Consider the following 23031-nt stretch of genomic DNA (forward strand, 5'->3'; position numbering starts at 1 on the left):
GACCGCTCGGCGGCTGTCAACAGATCGCGGACGCGGCCCTGTTGGTGTATGGGAGGCCGATCCGGAGCCCGGCCGAAAAGCGCTACGGACACCGTTTTGACGGTCCGGCGACAAAGAACCCCCCGATCCCTGTGAACTTTTCCCCCGGGTCCGCCATCGAACTCTGTGTACGGCCCGACAACGGGGGACGAGCGAGCAGGGAGTTGGCCGCGGGATGGCACGGCACGAGGGCATGACGAACGGGCAGTACGAGCGGGGGATCACCGAGGCGGGGACTGCCGGGGCGGGTGCCGGGCAGGTCCGTACGGCGCCCAGCCGGTTCGGCCGTCCGGCGCGGGTCGCGGCGGCGGCCGTCGCGGTGCTGGCCGCGAGCGCTCTGCTGACCGGGTGCGGCGACAAGGACAAGGCCGCCTCCGGACCTCAGAAGGTCGGCGGCGACGCGGTCCCCGCGGGCTCCTCCTCGCACAACAAGCCGCAGGGCGAGAGCGAGGACAGCGACAGCACGAGCGGCGGATCGAACACGACCGGGGCCGGCCCCTCCAAGACCCCGGCCTCCGGCGGTTCCGCGTCGTCCGGCGGCAGCGCGGCCACCGGCGGTACGGCCGACGGGGGGTACGGCTCCGGCGCGCCGAGCACCTGCACCGCCGACGACCTGAAGGCGTCGATCGGCCCCAACCACCCGGGCGCGGGCCAGGAGAACTTCGCCCTCGTCTTCACCAACAAGTCCGGCCAAAGCTGCTCCGTCCGCGGCTTCCCGGGCTTCGCCTTCATCAACAGCGAGGGCGAGCAGGTCTCCGTCGACCCCCAGCGCGACGGCAGCGGCGCGCAGACCATCCGGCTCACCCCCGGGATGAGCGCTTCGGCGCCGCTGTCGTTCAGCAACCCGCAGGCGACCGGAGCGGTAACCGTCGTCCCGGCCGCTGCCCTGCTCACCCCGCCCGACCAGCGTGCCTCCATCCGGGTCGACTGGACCGGCGGCCCGGTCAGCGCCACCGGCAAGGCGTCCGTCCCGAAGATCGGCACCCTCTCCCCGGGCGCCGGCGGCTGACCCGCCCGGTCCGGCTCCGAGCCGCCCCCTGACCACCCCCCACACCCGGCTGTCCAGCCGGAACCGCTGCCCTCGCCTGGACCTTTCCCCGGGCGGGGGCAGCGGCGCGAGGTCGGGTACGGGGGTCGGGTGCGGGGGTCGGGTGCGGGGCCGGGTGTGGGGCCGGGGCGGATCACCGGCCCGGCTGCCACCCACGTCGGCCCGGCTGCCACCCACGCCGTGTCGGCCACCACCAACATCGGCGTCGGCCGCCCACCCACCCCGCTCCATGGGTATCCCTCGGCGGGTGTGGCTGGCTTCGGCGAGTGGGCCAATACTCAAGACATGAACGCGAGACGGCAGTTGGGGGAGTTCCTACAGGCTCGGCGCTCGCAGTTGCGGCCCGGGGACGTCGGACTGGAGACCTACGGCGAACGCCGCCGGGTGCCGGGGCTGCGGCGCGAGGAACTGGCGCTGCTGGCCGGGGTGAGCCAGTCGTACTACGCACGGCTGGAGCAGGGGCAGTCGAACGCCTCGGCGGAGATTCTCGAAGCGCTCGCGCAGGCGCTTCGGCTGGGCGAGGCCGAGCGTCGCCATCTGCGGGAGCTCGCGGAGGGCACGCGACGGCGCGAGCGGGCGCGCCGGCCGGCACCGGAGCGGGTGACCGCCGCGGTGGCGCAACTGGTGGCCTCGCTGGGGGACGTGCCCGTGGTCGCGCTCGGCCGGCGCAGCGACGTCCTCGCGTGGAACCGCGCGGGACACGCGCTGTACGCCGGGCACCTCGACCCGGACGGCCCGGCCGTACCGGATCGGCGCCCCAACATGGCCCGCCTGGTGTTTCTGGACGCGCACACCAGGGACCTGTACGCCGACTGGCCGGCCAAGGCAAAGGCCGTGGTGGGTGCCTTGCGATTGGCGTCCGGCCGTTATCCGGACGACCCGGCACTGGCCTCACTCATCGGTGAACTGGCCCTCAGAAGCAGCGAATTCGCGTCGCTGTGGGCCACTCACCGGGTCAAAACCGGTGACGCCGCGGTATATGAAATGCGGCATCCGTTGGTGGGCGGCATGGACGTCACCCAGCAGACGTTGCACACCGAACAGGGGCAGTGCGTGGTCGTAGCGACCACCGAGCCCGATTCGCCGTCCCGTGCCGCCATGACTCTCCTGGTGCACAGCGCGGCGGCAGGCGGGGACGACGTCCAGTCGGCCCCGGTGCGCGGCCCCAGCCCGGCACGGCGCGCGTAACCCGGGGCGGCGCGCGAAATCACCCCACCCGCCATCAGCAACCAGCAATCGGTAACCAGCAATCGATAACCACTGATCGGTATCCACTGATCGGCAGCCCGGCAACGCATCCGTGATGCCGTGCGCCCAAAAACAGCCGTGGAGGAAACATGAAGAAGAAGTCAGCCATATTCGCTTCCGCGCTCGCCGCAGCCGGAATGACCCTCGTCACCGCCTTCATGGCGGCCCCTTCCCCGGCCGACGCGGCTTCCCCGGCCGACGCCGTGCCGACCGCGAAGGCCCGAATCGCCGCGCACTTCGACCTGTCGCGCGGACAGCTGCCGGAGAACATCGCGCTGGAACCCGACGGCACAGCCGACGTCACCTTCGCCAAGGCCCGGCAGGTTGCCACCGTCAGCCCGGAGGGCAGAACGCGGATCCTGGCCACCATGCCGAATCCGGCCGACGGAGGGGTGAAAACCCCCGCGCTCGGCTTCGCGCTGACCACGGGCATCGTCCGCGCCCACGACGGGACGCTGTACTTCCTCTACGCCAGCGGCACTTCGGACCTGACCGGCCTGTGGCGGCTGCGTCCCGGCGGCACTCCGCACCGTATCGCCGCCCTGCCCGCCGACGGCCTGCCCAACGGCCTGGCGCTGGACGAGCGCCACGACAGGCTCTACGCCGCCGACTCCGTGAAGGGCGCCATCTACACCGTTCCCACGAGGGGAGGCGAAGCGAGTACCTGGTCCGCCGCTCCCGAGCTCGCGGCGAAGGGCTTCCTCGGCGTCAACGGGCTGAAGATCCACAAGGGCGCGCTGTGGGCGACCAACCTCGACCAAGGCACCGTGCTGCGCGTCCCGTTCGGCCACACCGGGCGGCCCGGCCCGGTCCAGACCCGGGCCACCGGCCTCGTCGGTATCGACGACTTCGCCTTCACCGGCAAGGGCGACGAGATAGTCGCCGCCCTCAACTCCCCCAACGAGGTCGTACGCATCCGGCGCGACGGCACCTCCTCGACCGTGCTGAACGCCGCTGACGGTCTCCAGAACCCGACCTCGGTCGCGCTGCGCCACGGCAGGCTCTACGTGCTCAGCGCCGCCTACACCACGGCGGCCGACCCCAACCTGCTGCTCGCCCGTCTGCCGCGGTCACCGCAGGCGCAGGCGCAGGCGCAGGCGCAGACGCAGACGCAGGGCCAGTGACCCGGCACCCGTACCGGTCGGCACACCCGCGCTCGATCCCACCCCCCCCTGGTGGCGTCGGCGAGAACGTCTCCGAGGGTTCCACCGCCTGCCATCGGGCAGCGACCTGCCATCGGGTGACGACCTGCCACTGAGCAACGACCTGCCATTGGGCGACGGCGCGGTTTCCTGTCAGGCGCCCAGCGCGTGTACCGGGCGTGCCGCGTACAGGAAGTGTTCGCCGATGGCACGCAGTCGGCGGGCGGGCGATCGGCGGGTCGTGAGGGTCCTGGTGTTGCGCCAGAACCGGTCCATGTCCGCGGCGTCGACGAGTTCCAGGACGCGTCCTGTGATGTGCAGCGCGGACTCGCCGGCGGTGGCCTCGGCCGTCGCCACGGACACGGCGATCCGCGAGCACTCCTCGGCGTCGAGTTCCCTCCCTCGCAGGACGCCGTCCGTCAGGGCGTGTGTCGCGTGCTCGACGACTGTCGCTGCCACGTGGGCCGCTGCCGCGAGTTCCCCGTACGTCTGAAGGAGGTCGGGGTCGGGGCCGGTCGTGAGGGGCTCGGGGTCGTGCCGCCGACGGGCGGACGAGTGCGCGTGGGACGTGATCAAGGTGGCGTCGCGTGCCTCGGCCAGCGCCCCTTCGGCGATGCCGAGGACCACGTGGGCGGTCATCATCCGGAGCGCGAGGGGAACGAGGGCTGTGATCGGTGGCGCCAGGTGTTCGTCTCCCGCGACCGACCCGAGCACCTGGTTCTCGCTGACCTCCAGGTGATCGAAGGTGAGCGTGCCGGAACCGGTGAGGCGCTGGCCGAGCAGGTGGTCCACGGGATCGAGGGTGACCGCGGTGTCGGACGGATCGACCAGCAGCACCGCGCGCGACCCTCCTGTGCCGGCGCGGCGGGCCGACAGGACGATGCGGTCGGCCACCAGGGCACCCGGAACCAGCGCGCTGCGCCCGCTGAGGTTGTAGCCGCGGTCGTCGGCGGTGACCGTCAGGGGGTCGTCCATGGCCCGGTCGGTGTCCGCGCCCGATCCGGTCTCGCCGGCCAGCAGCCGGCCGGGGCCGACCGTGTGGGCCTCCCAGGAAAGCCCCCGGTCGGTGGGCAGCAGGAGGCGTCCGCTCCAGGACAGGACGTAGTGCCGGCCCAGCAGTTCGGCGATGGAGCTGTCCGCGGCGGCGAGGCGGCGGACGATGCGGAAGGCGAACGGCCACGCCAGGCCGCCGCCTTCGGGCGGGGGCGGGGCGAGCGCGGTGAGCAGGCCGGACTCGTGGACCCGTGCCATCTCCTCGACAGGCGGCCGGCCGGCCCGGTCGCGCTCGGGCGCGTCGACGGCGAGGTCGTCAGCGAGCTCGCGGGCGATGTGCTCCCAGTGCTCCGGGGATCCCTCGGGGTCATCCGCCCCGTCCTCTTCACGCAGGATCACGGCAGCCTCTTCACGCAGGATCACGGCCGGCGCCAGGCGTGCGGGGAACAGAGCGGCAGACGGGGGGTCGGTGTCACGCGTGAGCCTCCAGAGAAGAGGGGTGGACGCAGGGCATTGGGTGCCGGGTGGTGAACGGCATCACCGTCACCGGTCCGGCCGGTGACGAGTGTCACCGTCACCGGCCAGGCGCGGGTTCGTTCAGGTGGACGCCGGTTGCGCGGCTTCGTCGGCGGATTCCGCGGCGGGCTCCGCCTGCGGGGACGGCTGGCGGCGGTGCTCCCGGATGGAGTGGGCCAGCGCTGCCGCCCACACCGCGTAGATGATCCCGTAGACGGTCCACTGGACGGCGTCCCCGACGGAGAGCCAGTCGCTGCGCAGCAGCGTGCGGACGTTGGTGAGGACGATGATGCCGCCGACCCCGGAGCCGAGTACCCGTGGCGGTACGTGGCGCACCAGCCAGGCGGCGATGGGTGCGGCGACGAGTCCGCCGATGAGCAGCGCGACCGCCCAGCCCGCGTTGATGCCCTCGGAGCCGAGGCCGTAGAGGAACCCGAGGCTGGCGGCGACCGCGACCAGGAACTCACTGGTGTCGATCGAGCCGATGACCTTGCGCGGCTCCATCCGGCCGCTGGCGAGGATCGCCGGGGTGCCGACCGGTCCCCAGCCGCCCCCGCCGGTGGCGTCCATGAATCCGGCCACCAGGCCCAGCGGGGCCAGGAACCGCTTGCGCAGCGGCTTGCCCAGGTTGCCGGTGGGCAGCCCCTGAAGGGTGAAGCGCAGCAGCACGTACAGGCCGAGGGCCAGCAGCAGGAGGGACATCAGCGGTTCGGCTGTCTCGGTGGACAGCTTGGACAGGAAGGTCGCGCCGGCGAAGGCGCCGACGGCGCCGGGGATCCCGATCTTGGCGACCACGCGCCAGTCGACGTTGCCGAAGCGCCAGTGCGCCGCGCCCGAGGCCAAGGTGGTGCCGATCTCGGCGAGGTGCACGGTGGCGGAGGCCGCAGCCGGGTTCGTGCCGATGGCCAGCAGGAGGGTGGTGGAGGTGACGCCGTAGGCCATCCCCAGGCTGCCGTCCACCAGTTGGGCACCGAGCCCCGCCAGGGCCAGCAGTATCAGCGTGCGCACAGTCACCTCACGGATCTCGGGTCGGTGGATCCTAGTTTTCCTACCGGACTAGTAGGAATGATGGCCGGAGAGAGCGGGCATCACAAGCGGCTGTCCATCATCCGGACTGGAATGTCCCGGTCCGTGGGCGGCGGCCGGTCGGTGAGATACCGGAAGGGCTGCGCTGAGATACCGGAAGGGCTGCGCTGAGACGCCGGAGGGCTAGGGATTGGTCCAGGCGGCCGGGGCCTCGGTCAGCAGAGACACCTCACCGGGGAGGCGGCCGGAGACCACGTCCGCGAGCGAGACGCCTTCGAGGATCCGCCGGACGTTGACCCGCAGTGCGATCCACAGCGGCAGCAGCGACTCGGCCGGTCCGCTGTACGACAGCTCCGGAGGGCGCACGCCACGCACCGAGACCAGCGGTCCCTCGACGACCCGGATGATGTCGGCGATGCTGATGTCCTCCGCCGGCTTCGCCAGCCGGTAGCCGCCGTTGATGCCCCGCTGGCTGACGACGAGCTCCCCGCGACGCATGTCGTTGAGGATGCCTTCGAGGAACTTGTGCGGGATGTCCTGTGCCTCGGCGATGGCCTCCGCCTTCAGCGGTGCGCCTGCCTCGGCCCCCGCAAGCTGAAGTGCGGCGCGCACCGCATAGTCCGCCTTGGCCGAGATCCGCATGACGGCATTATGCCCCGAGGACCCGCTGCTCCTCCGTTGGTGTCGTGGCGGGCGTCCCGAGGCTCAGGTCCCGCGGCACCGCGCGGGCCACCGGTCTGCCCGGAGTCCACGGAGAGCATGCCGCCGCGCACCACCTCGGCGGCGTAGGCGCTCTCGTGCAGGGTCAGGCCGATGACCGCGGTGAGGGTCGGGCCGAGCAGATGCACCGTTTTGACGGTGGCGAACTGCGGGCCGAACGGGATACCGAGGCCGAGTGTCGGGTACAGCGCGCCGATGTTGAACCAGAACAGCAGCTGCACCAGCAGCGGCGTCGACCGGAAGACCCACACGTAGCCCCGGCTCAGCGTGCGCAAAACCGGGTTTGCCGACAGCCGTATCACCGCCAGTGCGGTGCCGAGCAGGAAGCCGAGCACCATGACCGCACCGGTCAGCCAAAGGGTCAGCGGCAATCCGTCGAGCACGGTTGGCGTGGTGAAGTACCGGCCCACCACGTCCCATTCGTCACGCAATCGCCCCCGCTCCCCGGCGGCCTGTCGGTCCTTCCCGGCGGCCTGTCGGTCCTTCCCGGCGGCCTGGACGACTTCGTCGACCGGGTCGTCCCGCTGCTCCAGGAACGCGGCGTCTTCCGCACCGAGTACGACGGCTCCACCCTGCGCGGCCACCTGGGCCTGCCCACGCCGCATCAGCGATGACCGGGAACCGGGCCCCTCTCACGTGGTGAGACGGCCGAGTGAGGATCGGGAGAACCTCTTGACGGAGCGGGCGACGCGGCCGGACACTCCAAAACGGGAATCCTAGTGAATTGGTAGGGATCAATGGGCCGTGCTGCGCTGCACCACCTCGGCGGCGACGATGTCCGTGTCGCCATCCGGCCGCTGCCCCTCCTGACGTCCCGTCGCCACATCGACCTGGTGCGCGTGTGCAGCGCGGCGGACTCCCCGCACGGTGGCGGCCCCGCCCCGGACCACGCCTGACTCCCCTCCCGCACAAGTACCGCATCCAGGCCACACCCTGGCCGCACCTCTCCCGGCCGCGCCGATGCCGTCGCGTGCCGGAACAGCCGCGCGCCGGTGCCGTCGTGTGTCCGTGACCGGCACATCGAAGGTACCGGGCGAACCCCGCACTTCGAGGGAGACGTATGCCCGCCCCACTCCCGACAGCCGTGCCGTCCTTCCGGAGCAGGATCGGGCGTGACGCGCGCAGCGGTTACCACGCTGTGCCACGCCGCTACCGGCTCCACCTCACACTCTCCTGCCCGCGTTGTCTTCAGATCGCCATCACGAACAGCCTGCTCGGCCTCGACGACACCCTCCCCGTGACGCTGCTGCCCGCCGTGCCCGACGCGCCAGGTGGCGGACATCAGGCGCTGCGCCCGCTGTACGAGACCAGCTCGCACCAGCACCCCGGACCGGCGGTGGCGCCGGTGCTCAGCGACGAGTGGACCGGACGCATCGTCAGCACTCACGCCCCCGACATCCTGCGGGACCTGGCCCTGCGCTTCGGCGCCGGTGGCCCCGAGCTCCACCCGTGCGGTACCGAGGAGGAGTTGGCGGAGGTCGCCCGGCTCTGCGAGCAGGGCATCACCGCGTCGGCGCAGCGTGCCGGGCAGCCGGGCGCCGACCCGTCGGCCCTGGCCACCTTGCTTTCCGGACTTGACGCACTGGAGCGACGGCTCACCTCCCAGCCGTACGTGCTGGGCCCCGAACCGACCCTCGCGGACGTGCAGGTGTGGGTGACCCTGCTGCGACTGGACACCGTGCACCGCTGGCACCTGGACGCCGGAGCGGTGCACAGCATCACCGGCCACCCGCGGCTGTGGGCGTACGCGCGACGGCTGGCGGCGCTCCCCGCCTTCGGCTCCCACCTCGACGTGGACGGCATCGACCGCAGGCATCATGCCCACTGCCGGGGCCACGAGGCCGCCGGCGCGGCGGTGCGGATCGTGGACTGGACGGCGTACGCGTCACAGCAGGCTCCGGAGCCGGTGCGGTAGGCGGGCCGCCTGCCGCGCCTCCCCCGAACCGTGCCCGGCCCCCGTCAGGACCGCAGGGCCTTCAGGTGGGCCGTGCGGACCTCGGGGGTCTGGCCCTGTACGACGAGGAACAGGCCCTCCCTGGCGAGGCGCTGGGCCGGGTGGGAGAGGCCGAAGGCACGGCCGCCGCCCGCGGCGATCGCGGCCGTGGTGGCGGCGCGCATCAGGTCGTAGGCCCGGGTCTTGGCCGCGAGCCTGTCGTCCAGCCGCTCGGCGGGCGCGACCTCGTCGACCAGGGCGTAGGCGTCCCGGCGTGCCGCGTCCAGGCGCTCGCGCAGGACGCCCGCCGTCTCCTTGGCCTCGCCGTCGCCGGACGCGTCGACGAGGTCGAGCGCGGCGCGGGCCACGCCGAAGACGGCCGGATTGGTGTTGGTGTTCTTCGGCCGGTCCTCCGTCGCCCAGCGCTCGTGCGGGAGGCGCACCGCCACCGCCTCGTCGGGCACCACGAGCCCGTCGAGCAGCAGCCCGACCGTGCGTGAACCGGTGAGCGCGGCGAGCTGGAGCGGGTCCGTGGCGGTGAGCCCCGGCTGCTCGCCGGCGCCTGCGACGCCGAAGACCACCTCGCCGTCCTCGGTCCCACCGCCCAGCAGGAACACGTCGTTCAGCCCCCAGCCCGTGTACCAGGGCACGCGCCCGTCGAAGCGCCAGCCGCCCGCCACCCGGGTGGCCCGTACGGGCAGCTTCGGGTAGGCGCGCAGGTGCGAGAAGGCGATCCCGGCGAGCACCGTGCCCTCGCTCAGCGGGCGCAGCCACCGTTCGCGCGCCGCCGCCGTGTCCTCGCCGCCCGCGGCCAGCGTCCGCACCGGCGTGTGGTGCTGAGCCTGGATGAAGAACGTCGAGCAGCAGGCGCCCGCCAGGGTCTCGGCGATCTCCCGGCCGACGGCGGCCGGGGCCTCCGCACCGCCGTACGCCGCCGGTGCGTTGACCCCCAGCACGCCTGACGCCTTCACAGCCGCGATCGCCTCGGGCGTGACGCCCTCGCGATCGTGCGTCTCGGCGGCGGGGGAGAGGACGTTGTCGGCCAGCCGGTGGGCCGCCGCGACGAGGGGGTGGTCGAGCGTGTCGGTCATGCGTGGGGCTCCTCGGAGATGGTGCGGGGCTCGCCCAGGGTGAGCATCAGGCGGTTGGCCCAGGCGAAGACGGCGACGACGTGGACGAGGTCCAGGATCTCGGTGTCGTCCAGCCCCGCGTCCGTCCGCAGCGCCGTGAGGTCGAGCGGCTGGTTGGGCTCGCGGGTGAGGCGGACCGCGAAGTCGGCCACGGCACGCCGCCGCGCGGTGCCCGTGTCCGCGTCCGGGCCCTCGTCGAGGATCGCCCGGGCCGGTGCCGCGCTCTCGTCGGCCTTGTTGAGCTGGGCGAAGCGCCGGGCGTGCACGGAAGCGCAGTACACACAGCCGTTGACGCGTGAGACGGCGAGCGCGGCGATCTCCCGGTCGCGGCGGTCCAGCCCGCGCGGCGCGTACATGATCGCGTTGTAGAGCCGCGAGCGCTCGCGCAGCGACGTCACATCGTGGACGAGCGCCAGGTAGTACGGCGAGGTTTTCGCCGTCGGCAGCGACTCCTCCAGCACGGCGAGCTGCTCGGGCGTGGCCCGGTTCACGTCGACCGTCTCCACCCAGGCGTCCCACTCCAGCGCGTCGATGGTGAACGGGCGCCCCTCGCTCGCCACGTCGTACGCGGGGAGCTCCCCGCCCTCCGCCGGGAGCCCGCCGAGCGCCCGCAGCCCGGCCGCGAGCCGCGCCTGGTAGGTGACGAACGCGACGAGCTGCGAGGCCGCGACGGCCTCGGGGGCCTCCCAGCCCGCCTCCGTCAGGGCCGCGATGTCCTTGGGTCCCGCCGTGGAGGGGGCGAGGACGAGGAGGTCGGCGTGGCGCCGCAGCGCCGCGAAGCGCGCGGACGGGGCGGGGGCCGGGCTCAGGTCCCGGTAGTGGGCCGCCAGCGCCCGCGCGCCGTCCAGTTCGGCGGCGTAGGCGGCGAGCCCCGCGCGCTCGGCACGGGGCAGGCCGCCGGTGCCGGTCAGCAGCGCGGCATGGGCGCCCTGGGTGTGGGCGTGCGCCTTGTCGCGGTACGTCCGCAGGGCGGCGGGCGTACCGGCGACGGCGTCGATCACGTCGGACGTTGCAGACATGGGGTGCCTTTCGGGGGTTCCTGGGGGCCTTGCGGGGAGGGCTCAGCCCGTCGCGTCCTCGCTCGCCCGGTACGCGCGCAGATACAGGCGCGCGCCCGCGACCAGGAGGATCGCCACGCACACCGCCAGCGCGGAGGCGAGGCCGAGGTCCTGGTCGGCGAAGGCCAGCTTCTTGATCTCCAGCGGGACGGTCGTCGAGGTGTCCATCGGCCCGCCGCCGGAGAGCAGGTAGGGCAGATCGAAGTCGTACGCCGTCCAGATCGTGCGCATCAGCATGGCGACGATCAGCGCGGGCGCGATCCACGGCAGTGTCACGTACCGGAAGACCCCGAACCGCCCGGCCCCGTCCAGCGCCGCCGCCTCGCGCAGCTCGCCCGGCAGGGTCTGGAGGCGGGCGAGGACGACGATCACGATGAACGGCACGTACTTCCAGCAGTTCACTGCGACCAGCGCCGACATCACGGTGGCCGGGTCGGCGAAGGGGTTCACCAGAGTGTCGCTCAGCCCGAGCGCCCGCAGCAGATAGCCGGCCATCCCCGAGGTGTCGTTGAACGCGAAGCGGAACACCATCGCGGCGACCACGGCGGGGACGACGTAGGGGAAGAGCACGAGCCCGCGCGCCAGGGTCTGGCCGCGCAGCCCGGCGTTGAGGAGCAGCGCGACGGCGACCCCGGCGACGGCCTGGATCACGACGTTCCCCGCGACCCACAGCACGCTGCGCCCGAACGCGCCGCGCACGGCCGGGTCCTCCCACAGGCGGCGGTAGTTCTCCAGGCCGAGGAAGGTGTGCTCGCGGGTGAGGAAGTCGACGCGGAAGAAGCTGTCGAAGACCGAGGCGAGGAAGGGATGGACGGCGAAGACGAGCAGCAACAGGAGCGCGGGCACCAGCATGAGGGTGCCGAGCGCACGGTCGGACAGGCCCCGGCGCGGCGCTTTCCGCGTTGTGGCAGTCACTTCACGGCCCCCTGACCGATTCCGCCGACGAGGAACTTCTGGACGAATACGAACAGCACCAGCACGGGAGCGACCACGATCAGCGCGGCGGCCATCAGCACGCCCCAGGAGTAGACGCTCGTCTGGTCCATGAGCAGCGAGAGCCCCGGGCTGAGCGTCAGCTTCTCCGGCTCCGCCATCAGCGTGGAGGCGAAGAGGTACTCGCTCCAGGCCGCGTTGAAGGCGAACACGGCGGTCGCGACCATCCCCGGCACCGACTGCGGCAGCACCACCCGCACGAACGCGCCGAACCGGGTGCAGCCGTCGACCATCGCCGCGTCCTCCAGCTCGACGGTGAGCCCGTGGAAGTACGAGCGCAGCGTCCACAGCGCGAACGGCAGCAGCGTGGCCGTGTAGATCACGATCAGCGCGACGAGGTTGTTGGCGAGCCCGAACCGGGCCACGAGCTGCGAGACCGGCACCAGCACGAGGATCGGCGGCACCAGATACGCGAACAGCGACAGCTCCCCGATCCACCGCAGCCCCGGTATCCGGAACCGGACGAGCGCGTACGCGGCACAGGTGCCGAGCACGACGACCAGCAGCGTCGAGACCGCGGCCACGATCAGCGAGTTGGTGAGGTACGTGCCGAAGGAGGAGATCTCGAAGAGCGTGCGGAAGTTGTCGAGCGTGACGTCGTGCGGGAGGAACGTCGGAGGGTAGGAGATGATCTCCTCGTCCGGCTTGACGGCCGTGAACAGGATCCACAGCAGCGGCAGGTCGGCGATGAGCACGACGGCGACGAGCGCCACGTACTGGAGCACACGCCCCGGTCCGAAGGGCCTGGTCCTCGCGGGGTGCAGGGTCCTCATGCCGCGGGCCTCCACTCGGGATTGGCCGACTTCCAGTCGCGGGCCGCGAAGGCGAACTGGTCCACCGCCCGGCGCCACGCCTGCTCGGGGTCGTCGCCGCGCAGCAGGATCGACTGCACCATCGACGCGTCGGCCGGGGGCGGCGCCCACGCCTTGCCCGCCCAGGGGCAGGGGTTGGAGCGCTTGCCGTCGTAGCGCTTGTTCACGACCGAGCCCATGGCCATGTCGGGGCTCATCGCGTCCGGGACGAGATCCACGATGGTGCGCACCCAGCCGCCGTGCTTCTTGAGGTACGGGTCGTCCGAGACGCCGATCTCCTCGCGGAGCCGGGCCTTGACCGACTTCAGCGGCGGGACGAGGTGTCCGGGGACGGTGAGGGAGAACTTCAGCGCGTTCTCCCCGGTGGTCAGCTCCTTGAGGAAGGCCCTGGCCTCGCGTCTGTGCCGGGTGTGCGCGAAGACGCTGTACTGGTTCTTGCCGCCGTACGCCAGCCGCCCGGTGCGGAACGGGCCCGCCGGGACCGGCAGGACGCCGGTGACCTCGGCGATCTTCGGGTTCTGCGCGGCGAGGTTGACGCCGAGCCTGCCCGCCATGGTCGCGAAGGCGGCCTTCCCGGAGATGTAGGTGTTCATCAGGTCCGGGTAGTTGGTGTTGTACGCGCCCTTGCGCCCGTACCGCATGATCGCGACGTGCCGCTTCACGGCGTCGAGCACCTCGTCCTTGCCGAACAGGACCTCGCCGTCCGGGCCGTAGTAGTCCCAGCCCGACTGGTAGACGTACGGGGCGAGGAACTGGGTCGTCATCCCGGGGGTGTTTCCGGCGCCGGAGGAGATTCCGTCGATTCCGTCCCTGCCGTGCAGCTCGCGCACCGCGCCGAGGAACTGGCCGTAGGTGCGTGGCGGGTCGATGCCCGCCTTGTCGAGCAGGTCCTTGCGGTAATAGAGGACCGAGGCGTTGGCCTGGAACGGCATCGCGTAGTCCTCACCCCGGTCCACGATGCGGGTGCCGGGCAGGAAGTCGTCCTCGCCGATCTCCTCGATCATGCCGGTCAGCGGCAGCAGATAGCCCTTCACGGCCCAGTCGAGGATGTTCGCGGCGGGCGGGGCGAAGACGCCGATGTCGGTGCCGGTCTGCATGGCCGACTGGAGGTACTGGAGCTGGTTCTCGTCCGAGTACAGCGTCATCTTCACGGTGACGCCGGGATGCCCGCGCTCGAACTTCTCGATCACGGAGCGGTAGAAGGCGAGCGACTTGGGGTCCGACTCGGTCGTGTAGAAGGGCACGACCTTGCCGCCGGAGGCGGCTCCGGAGCCGCATGCCGAGAGCAGTGCGGAACCGGAGGCGGCGGTGGCGGACGCGGCGGCCAGCGACAGCAGGCCGCGCCGCGATATGCGAGCGGAGGGCATGGCGGTCCGGGGGAGGAGATGCGAAGGGAGAACGGACGGTGCGGAAAGGGACCGCTCAACATCCCGTGGAGGTGGACCGCCGCAGATCGAGGTACCGGCGCTGGGTAAGACGCAGAGCTCCCACAGCCGCCTCCTCGGATCCTTGTGCGATACAGATGACCGTGAAGCTATGCGGTGGGCTCATCCGCTGTCAAAGCAACTACTGGGTGACTTCGGGCCGGCTGGGGAGCACGATTGCACACGGCCCGCAGAACCGGGCTCAAGTTTCCCCGGCAGAACCGGGCTCAAGAGAGCCGCAACCGTCTTCTGATCCTGAATCCGAGCGCGCTTTCCGGCAGCTGAACACCGCTGCCCGCTCCCGAACGATTCAGGCGCCGGGGAGGGCGAGCTGTGGTGTCGCGCTCACCACCCCCGGACGCGCCGGTCGTGCAGACCCGGTCCGACGACAGGGCCCCTCATCGCGAACTGCGCGGAGGGCCAACACGCCGCTACGGGACCGGCGTTGGACCGGTCAGCGGCTGTCTTGCCCCGACCGCCGTTGCCGGAACGCTCATCCAGCGCCCTGCGGCGGAGAGCCCAACCGGGGCACGAGGGTCGGAGGTGGCTATATCGCCCAAAATTCGCTACGACTTGGTCGCGAATTTGCGTCATAGCGACTCTGGACAGGTCTCGACTCGTGGAGCTAAGATCAGTCCGAATTTTCATTAACGAATCTCGAATCAGGATAGCTGGCTCGACCCTCACGCGTATTGGATCGATGTCACTTCAGTGTGTCGAGTGACACTCGAAGGCGTTGATGGTCATCATCTGACCGGTGAGAAGGGGCGTTAATTGCTGGGTCCATACGAGGCGCTGGATGACGGCCGTATTCGGTTCCGAGGTAATCGCGTTCATGGGCAGATCGATGATGTGAGAAAGATCGAGGCGCCGGTTTCGAGGTTTCGGAGTCGAGTGCAGGATCTCGCGACGGACAAATCGTTCGCGAGTATCGCCAAGATCAATCACCGTGTCTTCTCAGCAGCCCATTCGTATTTCGCCGGGCGCGGTGCGCTCTTCACTCTCCTCCCTCTCATCACGCGCATGATCTCGTCACCCGGGGCGGTGTACGGGAAAGAGGCGATAAGTTACACGTCGGACACTTCCCCCGTCACTCTCTCCTGGTTCGATCTGCCGGATCCGGCGTTCCTCTCCGAGTCCTCGCAGATCTACCTTGAGCTGGCGTTGGCCCAGCCAGGAGTGGACGAGGTGTACAGCGTGTACAACTCCTTCCGGCTGGAGACGAGCGACTTCTCCCATCTCTCGGAGTTCCATCACATCGAATTCGAGGGAAGGGTTCCGCAGGAAGACAATCTGCGCTGTGCTATCGGCCTGCTCTCGACCGTCCTGAAAGAACTCCTGGAGAAAGAGGAGGAGTCCCTCGCGCATTTCCTGTCGGCGGACAGGATGGCCGAACTGGCGTCAATGACAGCACCTTCGGCCTACACGCATCTGACCTTCCGCGAGGCGCTCGAACTACTTCATGAGGACACCGGTGAGGACCGGTTCCGTCGCTTTACCACCGAAGGGACATTCGGGAGCTGGGAGGAGATCCGGCTGACCTGGATCTGCGGTGGTCCCGTGACGGTCAGCCGTTACCCGCTCCTTGAGGTTCCCTTCTACCACGCGGAGATCCAGGACTCGGACCCGAAGACCGCCCACAACGCGGACATCATCTGGCCCGGCTACCGGGAGATAGTCGGCAGCGGTGAACGCATCGGCGGGACCGATGAACTCGCGGCGAAGGCCGAGATATTCCAGCTCCCTCCGCAGGATTACGCACCGTATCTGGAAACGCGCGAGCTGGACGGCTGGCGTCGTAGTTCAGGGTTCGGCCTCGGCTGGGAGCGTCTTCTCCAAGGCGTGCTGGAGATGCCGGCGATCTGGGATGTCTGCCATTTCCCGCGAACGCATCTCGCGCTCAAGCCCTGATCATTCATCAGGAACTCAACGGCATGGAACGGGGAGGGGCACACGCATGACTTTGATCAACGATGAAGAGTTCGAGCAGTTCTTCGAGCCGTACGCACAGAACGTGGACGGCTTCTACGAGGCCTCGTACTGGCGGCTCTGCGACGAGGTCGTACGCGAGCTGATGCGGCGTCACCTCCACGTACAGCCGGACGAGCATGTGCTGGACGCGGGCGGGGGCACCGGGCGCTGGGCCCGGTGGACCGTTCGCGAGCTCGGGACGCGGGTCACGGTCGCCGACAGGTCGCGCGCCATGCTCGATCAAGCGGCCAAGAGCCTCACGGGTGCGGAGGCCGAAGACGTCGCCGGTAAGATCGAGCTTCTGCGCTGCGACATCGAGGACGCTCCGGAACTCCCCAGCGATTCCTTCGACGGTCTCGTCAGCATCTACAACATGCTCAGCTTCAACACCGACCCCGGTCAGGCGTTCGCCACGATGCACCGGGTTCTGAAGCCGGGCAAGCACGGCCTGGTCATGGGTCAGGGGTTCGCCAACGCCCTGGCATCGAAGTTCAACAGGGACCACGCGTCCGCGGACGAGATCCGCAAGCTCGCGGAGACCTCGATCGTGCAGTGGGCACCGCACGTTCCCGCTCTCCGGGTGTTCTCCGCCGACGCCCTCACCGAGCTGGCGACCCAGGCAGGCTTCGAGGTACGCGGCGTCTTCGGGGTCACGAGTCTCATCACCCCCGAGCCGGAGGACTTCACCTACCCGTACGAGAAGATGAGCGAGATCTCCAAGTCGCTGGACGACCCCGCCATCTTCGAGGCCGCGCTTGAGCAGGAACTCGCCGTGAACGGGCTGCCGGGATGGGCCGATCGCGGGGTGAACCTGATAGTTCACGTGTACAAGCCGTGACACGAGCGACCGGGCCGACGGCACGCCAGGCGGCGGAGCCGTACGAGTATCTGGCACAGGTCTACGACCGCTGGACCGCCGAGAACCAGTACGAGGCGTGGTGCGACTTCGTCGAGGAAGAGTGGCGGTCCGGCCCTGTCGAGGTCCGTGAGGTTCTCGAACTGTGCTGCGGGACGGGCACCGTCCTGCGGCACCTGGCCGGGCGGGGCTATTCCGTCACGGGCGTGGACCGCTCGGCCCGCATGCTGGAACGTGCGCGGGAGAAGCTGGGCACGCAGATCCCGCTCGTCCGGGCCGAGCTGCCCGAACTGCCCGCCGACGGCCCGTTCGACGCGGTCCTCTGCGTCTTCGACAGCGTGAACTACCTGAGTGACGAAGACGGCCTCCGGGAGACCCTGCGGGCGGCCGGCAGGGTGCTGCGACCGGGCGGCACCTTCATCTTCGACGTCAACTCGCACCGCAAGCTGAGCGAGATGTTCGGGTCGTCGCACTACGGCGACGACCTGGCGGACTTCGCGTACGTGTGGCGGAACAGGTTCGAACCTGCCACCTCCTGCTGCGACTTCCTGATCACGTTGTTCGTGCGCGCGCCGGACGGCACCTATACCCGGCACGAGGAACACCACCGTCAGCGAGCCTACGACCGCTCCCACCTGGCGTCGCTCGCGAGGAGCGCCGGGTTCTCAGGCGTGGAGATCCACGACGACTACAGCCGACGCCCGGCGGGCCCGGAGACGCTGCGGGAGACGTGGGTGCTCACCAAGGCACTGGAGGCGTGAGGTTGGACGGGCCCTGGAACGCAGTGCACCCCGCCCGGCCGCCGAGCCTGCGGCCGGGAGACGTCATCGGTGTCATCAGCCCGTCCTCACCCGGCGCGCCCGTGGCACCGCAGCGCTTCCGCCGCGCGACCGACGCGCTGCGGGGCATGGGATTCGAGGTCAGGGAGGGAGCGCGGACCTGGAGCACCGGTGACAGCGCGGGCACGCCGCAGGAGCGGGCCGCCGAGATCAACGGCTTCCTCCGCGACCCCGAGGTGCGGGCGGTCATCGCCACGATCGGGGGGTACACGTGCAACGCGGTCCTGCCGCTGATCGATTACGCCGCGCTGCGGCAGGACCCGAAGATCGTGATCGGATACAGCGACATCACGGCGCTGCTGCTCGCCTGCGTGGCCAAGTCGGAGGTCGTGACCTTCCACGGACCCACCCTGCTGGCGGAGTTCGGTGAGTTCCCGGCGCCCCTTCCGTACACCCGGGACAGTTTCTGCGAGGTCCTGAGCCGTCCCGTGGCCGCCGGTCCGCTTCGGCAGCCGTCGGAGCGGACCGACCAGTTCCTGCTCTGGGACGCGGAGGACACCCGGGCGCGTGCGCCGGAGACCGCTCCGCCGAGGTTATGGATCACCGAGGGGAGGGCCGACGGCCCGCTCCTCGGCGGCAACCTCGAAACCCTGTCCGTACTGGCAGGCACCGAGTACCTCCCTGACCTCCGCGGCGCGGTCCTGCTGTGGGAGACCTGCGCCACCTCCGTCAGCAGGGTCGATCAGCTGCTGACCCAACTCGGCATGCTGGGCCTCACCGACAGCCTGGCGGGAATGATCGTGGGTCAGGGGTTCCGGGCCCCACCGGAGTTCGAAGGGGCACTGCACGCGCACCTGGCCGAGCGGTACGCCGACTGCGGCTTCCCCGTCGTCGTGGGCGCGCTCGTCGGCCACTCCGACCCCATGCCGACCCTGCCGCTGGGCTGCCGAGTCGTCCTCGACTCGGCGCGAGGGTCTGTCGAGGTGATCGATGCCGCTGTTCGATGACGAGGTCAGCGCGTGCGCGGCCCGGCTTCTGGGAGATTCCGGCTTCACGCGGCTGCTCGCGGTGCCGTCCATCCCCGTCAACAGCCCGCAGGGATTCCGCTATCCCCTCCGGACCAGGACGGCGGACGGGAGCGAATGGTATCTGCGCTCCTGGGGCACCGACTTCCGGACCGTGAGCCGCTCCTGGCTCCGCCGGGGCCTCTGCGCGTCCTTCTCGCTCGGCTGGGCCGTCATTCCGGAAGGGCAGACCGACCGGCTGCTCATGATCGAGGCCTTCGGGACGGACGGCTCCGCGACGGCCGCCCGCAAGGAGAGCGCGCTGGACGCCGTCGCGCCCTACGTGTGCCGGACGACGGTGGCGGAGGGCGAGCAGTGGGGCCGTACGACGCTGCGCATCGCGGCGCTGCTGCGGCCCGGGCCGCGGACCACGGACGGGAGTGCTCCTCGTGATCGCTGACGCCTACCTCCGTACGCTGGAGGACGCCCGGTTCGTGCTGCCCGGGTCCTACGGCCGGGGCATCCCGGTGTGGCAGGACGCCGGGCTCCGCGCGGCCCGCCGCCTGGTATCGGCTTTCGAGTCGGCCCTCGGACAGTGGTGGTCGCCCCGCACCGTCGAGCACCCCTTCCTCATGCCCGCCGCCGAGTACCAGCAGGTGTTCGACGACTACACGAATGTCTACGAGACCGTCGTCCCCGAGGCCGGCGGATCCTTCGTGCTGGCACCCGACAACATGCCGGCCAGCGTCGGCTGGCTGCGGGAGCACGGCGGCGAGGATCCGCTGGTGGCCGTCGGGGGGCTGTTGCGCATGCTGCCCGGCGGGGCCCAGCCGCTCTTTCGCGACCGGCACATCTGGCCGGCCGTCCAAGTGACGCATCTCGTCGGGGAACAGGACGCCCTGGACGAGCTGGAGCGTCACCGGGCAGCACTCACCCGGCTGCACGAGCTGCTGTGCCTCCCGGTGATGACCGTGAGCACCGGGAGCCTCGCCTCGTACGGCCGGACGACCTGGCTGATGGTCAGTTGCCTCCCCGACGGGCGTCCCACCGTCACGGCGACGCTCTACGTGATGTCGGGTCACTACCGCGACAGGCTGCTGGCCGGCAGGGAAGTGATCGATGTCGGCTTCACCGGCAAACTCCTGGCTCTCGTCGCCCTGCACCACCGGGACGCGTCCGGCCTGGTCCTGCCTTCGGTCCTCGCCGACACACAGGTCGGGGTGCTCGCCGGGGCGGAGGACCGGCGGCTTCGGGAGCGGTGCGCGCAGCAGGCTCGGGGGGACATCCGGGTACGGACGGTGGACCCCGGGCCCCGGCAGTCCACCCGCCGGCGCGCCGAGCGGCGGCTGCTGAGGGAGGGCGTTCCGCTCGTCGTCGGGGAACGGCCCGGGGGCCCGCGCGTCGCGCGCAGACACCCCCTCCGCAGGGCGGACCTCCCCGCCCTGCCGGACCCGGGGACGCTGCGCGGCGAACTCGCCGCACACGACGACCGTCTCGGACGGACCGCGGCCGACCGGTTCGCGGCCGGCCTCCGGGAGGCGGGACGTCTGGTCGCCCGCTGCGGCGGGTGCGCCGCGACGGGAAAGGAAGAGATCTTCGGCCGGACCGTCCCCGAGGTGTCCGCCCGCTGCGGCACATGCGGGGCGCCCGGAAGCGAAGTCCTGCTGGGTGGACGTTTCTACTGATCTGCGGACGATTTCCACTGAACTCACGTGTACAGCGGGAAGGGGCTCCACATGCGATCGCTACGCGACTCCAGTGATGTACGCGAGGACCCGGACGGTCTGACCGGGCGGCTCCGTGAGGACGGCTATCTCTACCTGCCCGGTGCCCTCGACCCGGACAGGGCCGAGGCCGTCTCCGCCGACCTGCGCGCCGCGCTGCACGGGGTCGGCTGGCTGGACGAGCCGGGCACGACGCGGGTGCGCTCCCGCGACCGCAAGTTCACCGGCGAGTCGATGAGCGGGGGATACGCCGCGTTGCAGGGCGTGGAGTCGTTCCACGCCCTGGGCCACGACCAGGCCCTGCTGGAGCTGACCTCGGGCATCCTCGGCGGTCCGGGCTTCTGTCATCCGGCACGGGTGGGCAGGGTCTCGTTCCCCGAGGCCGGCGCGGGGGGCTTCTTCACCAGGCCGCACCAGGACTTCTCCGTCCTGCACGTCACCACGGACGTGCTCACGACCTGGATCCCGTTCACGGCCTGCTCGGACGACCACCAGGGCGTGTGCATCCTCCCCGGGTCCCACCGCGAGGGGTACCGGCGACCCGACCCCACGATGGGCGGCGCACGGCCGCTGTACGTACGGGAGGAACCGGAGGACCCACGATGGGCCACCGCCGACTTCCAGCTCGGGGACATCGTCGTCTTCCACAGCCTCACCGTGCACGGGGCGATGACCAACCACAGCGACCGGGTCCGTCTGTCGGCCGACTTCCGCTACCAGCTGCCGACGGACCCGCTGCGGCCGGAGTGGTTGCACCCGCACGGATGGCCGCGCACCCCCGACTGGCCGGAGCTGACACAGGGCTGGAGCTCACAGCGGTGGACCGAGGCACCCGCCGAGGTTCCGCTGATCCCCGCGCCGGAGGGCCTCGAATACCTGGAGATACTCGACGGCCTCGAGCCGCCGCGGTCGCGCGTACTCTCCGGCGCATGACGGGCGACGGGCCCGACCGCGTCGAGCTGACCACCGCCTCCGCCCTCCGGCCGACGCGGAGCCGGTGCGGGCGTTCCGCCGGGACCTGTGGAATCAGTCAGTGACCAAGATCGGAGCGACTGTGCCGGATCCCTACCTTCGTCCCGCCGCCGACACCACGATCGACCCGGAGGAACTCGCGGACCTGTGTACGCGCCTCCGCGCGCCCGACTGCCCGCGGGAGGGCGTTGTCGGGCTCGGCCGGTGGGAGCTGGAGTACCGCGACCCGCGCGCGTTCGCGACGACCGTGGAACTGCTGTTCCGCGACGGGGTCTACGACGTCGACGGACTCGCACGGCCCGCGGTCGTCCTCGACGGGGGCTCGTGGCTCGGGCTCAGCGTGCTGCGCTTCCGCTCGCTGTTCCCCGACGCGCTGATCCGCGCCTTCGAGCCCGATCCGGAGCTGTTCGAGGTGCTGACCCGGAACCTGGAGCGCAACGGCGTCGGGAACGTGGAGCTGCACAACGTCGCCCTCGCCGACCAGGAGGGCGAGCTGGAGTTCCTGGCCACCGGCAACGACGCCGGAAGCCTGCGCGTACGGTCGCCCAGGGGCCGTCTCACGACGGTGCCCGCCCGGGTGCCGAGCGCGTACGTGACCGCACCGCTGTCGCTGCTGAAGCTGAACGTCGAGGGCTCCGAATGGGACGTCATCGACGAACTGGGCGACCGGCTCGGCCTCGTGGACCAGTTGCTCATCGAATACCACGGCTTCGGTGACCTGCCGCAGACGCTCCACCGCATCCTCGGCCGTCTCCACGAGCACGGCTTCACCTACATCGTCAGCCATTTCAACGAGCGGAACCGAGCCTGTGTGCCACCGCTGCGGCTCACCGCCGACTTCCGGTACTTCCTGCTGATCTATGCCCGGCAACTCGGCGCGGGCGAATGAGGTGTTCGTAGATGGGACTCTTCTCCGACCATCAGCCCATGTTCGTCGAGGTCGAGACGACCACGTACTGCAACCGCCGGTGCTCCTACTGCCCGAACAGCGTCTTCGACCGTGGTCTGCGGGCGAACGAGGTCCAGATGTCCGAGGAGCTCTTTCACAAGATCGTGCAGGATCTGGGACGCAACCACTTCTGCAACCAGTTCAGTCCGCACAACTACGGTGAACCACTGGCCGACCGGCGCATGCCGCGACTCCTGGAAATGGCCAGGGCCGAGATGCCGAGGGCCCGTATCGCTCTCTACACCAACGGCGACTACCTCACGCCCCAGCTCTTCGAGAAGCTCAACACGTCGGTCGACGCCTTCGTCATCACGCAGCACGGCGAGAAGATGCCGCCCGGCGTCAAGCAGATCCTCGACGAGTCCGGAGGCTCGCACCCGAAGATCCGCTACAAGACCTCGCAGGCCATCAAGCTGAACGCCTCCAACCGCGCCGGACTCATCCCCATGGCGGTCAAGCGCCGCACGGCGTGCGGCGTGGTGATGAACGAGCTGCACATCAACGCGCACGGTCAACTCATCCTGTGCTGCGAGGACTTCCTCGCCCGGAAGGTCTTCGGGAACATGGCGGAGATGACGATCGAGGAGGCGTGGTCCTCGGAGGAGCGCATGCGGGTACACCGGGCCAACGTCCGCGGCGACTTCGCGCTGGACCAGTGCGCCACCTGCGGCCACGGCCGGATCACATGATTCCG

General features: G+C 70.5%; 22 protein-coding genes and 1 pseudogene. 14 read left to right on the top strand and 9 right to left on the bottom strand.

Annotated features, from left to right (window positions below; all coding sequences use genetic code 11):
• Positions 1 to 214 precede the first annotated feature (214 nt).
• The 3 genes from OHB04_RS27165 (at position 215) to OHB04_RS27175 (ending at position 3459) form a co-directional block, all read left to right on the top strand.
• Positions 215 to 1048 carry a DUF4232 domain-containing protein gene (locus tag OHB04_RS27165; RefSeq protein WP_326808499.1) on the top strand — a complete coding sequence of 278 codons (834 nt, stop codon included), beginning with the start codon at positions 215 to 217 and terminating at the stop codon, positions 1046 to 1048.
• A 324-nt stretch (positions 1049 to 1372) separates the two neighbouring features.
• Positions 1373 to 2275 (top strand): helix-turn-helix domain-containing protein, encoded by a 903-nt coding sequence (locus OHB04_RS27170; protein WP_326690265.1) that lies wholly within the window; start codon positions 1373 to 1375, stop codon positions 2273 to 2275.
• Positions 2276 to 2424: 149 nt separating this feature from the next.
• Positions 2425 to 3459 carry a hypothetical protein gene (locus tag OHB04_RS27175; RefSeq protein WP_326808500.1) on the top strand — a complete coding sequence of 345 codons (1035 nt, stop codon included), beginning with the start codon at positions 2425 to 2427 and terminating at the stop codon, positions 3457 to 3459.
• A 171-nt stretch (positions 3460 to 3630) separates the two neighbouring features.
• On the opposite strand, the gene OHB04_RS27180 is transcribed toward OHB04_RS27175, so the two are convergent.
• The 4 genes and pseudogenes from OHB04_RS27180 to OHB04_RS41920 form a co-directional block, all read right to left on the bottom strand.
• Positions 3631 to 4869, bottom strand: coding sequence for an acyl-CoA dehydrogenase (locus OHB04_RS27180; RefSeq protein ID WP_326808501.1), 1239 nt, complete (start codon positions 4867 to 4869; stop codon positions 3631 to 3633).
• A 198-nt stretch (positions 4870 to 5067) separates the two neighbouring features.
• Positions 5068 to 6000, bottom strand: coding sequence for a sulfite exporter TauE/SafE family protein (locus OHB04_RS27185; protein ID WP_326808502.1), 933 nt, complete (start codon positions 5998 to 6000; stop codon positions 5068 to 5070).
• Positions 6001 to 6195: 195 nt separating this feature from the next.
• The gene (locus tag OHB04_RS27190; protein ID WP_326690269.1) at positions 6196 to 6654 is read right to left on the bottom strand and encodes an RrF2 family transcriptional regulator; all 459 of its coding nucleotides are present in this window, start codon (positions 6652 to 6654) and stop codon (positions 6196 to 6198) included.
• Between the two features lie 92 nt (positions 6655 to 6746).
• Positions 6747 to 7154 (bottom strand): annotated as a pseudogene (locus OHB04_RS41920) (ABC transporter permease subunit); the annotation flags it as partial.
• Between the two features lie 315 nt (positions 7155 to 7469).
• Here OHB04_RS41920 and OHB04_RS27200 point away from each other — a divergent pair.
• Both OHB04_RS27200 and OHB04_RS27205 read left to right on the top strand, forming a co-directional pair.
• Entirely contained in the window at positions 7470 to 7628 is a 159-nt protein-coding gene (locus tag OHB04_RS27200) for a hypothetical protein (RefSeq protein WP_326690271.1), read from the top strand.
• Between the two features lie 164 nt (positions 7629 to 7792).
• The gene (locus OHB04_RS27205; RefSeq protein ID WP_326808503.1) at positions 7793 to 8647 is read left to right on the top strand and encodes a glutathione S-transferase C-terminal domain-containing protein; all 855 of its coding nucleotides are present in this window, start codon (positions 7793 to 7795) and stop codon (positions 8645 to 8647) included.
• 44 nt (positions 8648 to 8691) lie between these two features.
• Here the strand turns inward: OHB04_RS27205 and OHB04_RS27210 are convergent, their stop codons facing one another.
• From OHB04_RS27210 to OHB04_RS27230, 5 genes are read right to left on the bottom strand one after another with little or no spacing between them, the layout of a single operon-like run.
• Complete coding sequence (locus OHB04_RS27210) at positions 8692 to 9756, bottom strand: acyl-CoA dehydrogenase family protein (protein ID WP_326690273.1); 1065 nt, start codon at positions 9754 to 9756, stop codon at positions 8692 to 8694.
• On the bottom strand, positions 9753 to 10814 hold the full coding sequence (locus tag OHB04_RS27215; RefSeq protein WP_326808504.1) for a CMD domain-containing protein: 1062 nt from the start codon (positions 10812 to 10814) through the stop codon (positions 9753 to 9755). Before OHB04_RS27215 ends, OHB04_RS27210 begins: the two co-directional genes overlap by 4 nt.
• Before the next feature lie 42 nt (positions 10815 to 10856).
• On the bottom strand, positions 10857 to 11768 hold the full coding sequence (locus tag OHB04_RS27220; protein ID WP_326690275.1) for a carbohydrate ABC transporter permease: 912 nt from the start codon (positions 11766 to 11768) through the stop codon (positions 10857 to 10859).
• Entirely contained in the window at positions 11765 to 12619 is an 855-nt protein-coding gene (locus OHB04_RS27225) for a carbohydrate ABC transporter permease (RefSeq protein WP_326690276.1), read from the bottom strand. Before OHB04_RS27225 ends, OHB04_RS27220 begins: the two co-directional genes overlap by 4 nt.
• A complete protein-coding gene (locus OHB04_RS27230) occupies positions 12616 to 14025 on the bottom strand; it encodes an ABC transporter substrate-binding protein (RefSeq protein WP_326690277.1) in 1410 nt (469 codons plus the stop codon). The genes OHB04_RS27225 and OHB04_RS27230 overlap by 4 nt, the downstream gene beginning before the upstream one ends.
• A 909-nt stretch (positions 14026 to 14934) precedes the next feature.
• Between OHB04_RS27230 and OHB04_RS27235 the strand changes: the two genes are divergently transcribed.
• The 9 genes from OHB04_RS27235 to OHB04_RS27275 all read left to right on the top strand — a co-directional run bounded on the left by OHB04_RS27235 (position 14935) and on the right by OHB04_RS27275 (position 23026).
• Positions 14935 to 15993, top strand: a complete 1059-nt coding sequence (locus OHB04_RS27235) for an amino acid--tRNA ligase-related protein (protein ID WP_326690278.1) — start codon at positions 14935 to 14937, stop codon at positions 15991 to 15993.
• A gap of 46 nt (positions 15994 to 16039) precedes the next feature.
• Positions 16040 to 16891: a class I SAM-dependent methyltransferase gene (locus tag OHB04_RS27240; RefSeq protein ID WP_326690279.1), complete on the top strand. Its 852-nt coding sequence runs from the start codon at positions 16040 to 16042 to the stop codon at positions 16889 to 16891.
• Positions 16888 to 17670 (top strand): class I SAM-dependent DNA methyltransferase, encoded by a 783-nt coding sequence (locus OHB04_RS27245; RefSeq protein WP_326690280.1) that lies wholly within the window; start codon positions 16888 to 16890, stop codon positions 17668 to 17670. The genes OHB04_RS27240 and OHB04_RS27245 overlap by 4 nt, the downstream gene beginning before the upstream one ends.
• A 23-nt stretch (positions 17671 to 17693) precedes the next feature.
• Entirely contained in the window at positions 17694 to 18695 is a 1002-nt protein-coding gene (locus OHB04_RS27250; protein WP_326809534.1) for a S66 peptidase family protein, read from the top strand.
• Positions 18679 to 19152 (top strand): hypothetical protein, encoded by a 474-nt coding sequence (locus OHB04_RS27255; protein ID WP_326808505.1) that lies wholly within the window; start codon positions 18679 to 18681, stop codon positions 19150 to 19152. The genes OHB04_RS27250 and OHB04_RS27255 overlap by 17 nt, the downstream gene beginning before the upstream one ends.
• A complete protein-coding gene (locus tag OHB04_RS27260) occupies positions 19142 to 20377 on the top strand; it encodes a hypothetical protein (protein ID WP_326690282.1) in 1236 nt (411 codons plus the stop codon). The genes OHB04_RS27255 and OHB04_RS27260 overlap by 11 nt, the downstream gene beginning before the upstream one ends.
• 51 nt (positions 20378 to 20428) lie before the next feature.
• Positions 20429 to 21349 (top strand): phytanoyl-CoA dioxygenase family protein, encoded by a 921-nt coding sequence (locus tag OHB04_RS27265; RefSeq protein ID WP_326690283.1) that lies wholly within the window; start codon positions 20429 to 20431, stop codon positions 21347 to 21349.
• Between the two features lie 100 nt (positions 21350 to 21449).
• On the top strand, positions 21450 to 22277 hold the full coding sequence (locus OHB04_RS27270) for an FkbM family methyltransferase (RefSeq protein WP_326690284.1): 828 nt from the start codon (positions 21450 to 21452) through the stop codon (positions 22275 to 22277).
• Between the two features lie 11 nt (positions 22278 to 22288).
• Positions 22289 to 23026 (top strand): radical SAM/SPASM domain-containing protein, encoded by a 738-nt coding sequence (locus OHB04_RS27275; protein WP_326690285.1) that lies wholly within the window; start codon positions 22289 to 22291, stop codon positions 23024 to 23026.
• The last annotated feature ends 5 nt before the right edge of the window (positions 23027 to 23031 follow it).

This window comes from Streptomyces sp. NBC_01775, from assembly GCF_035917675.1.
Classification (GTDB): Bacteria; Actinomycetota; Actinomycetes; order Streptomycetales; family Streptomycetaceae; genus Streptomyces.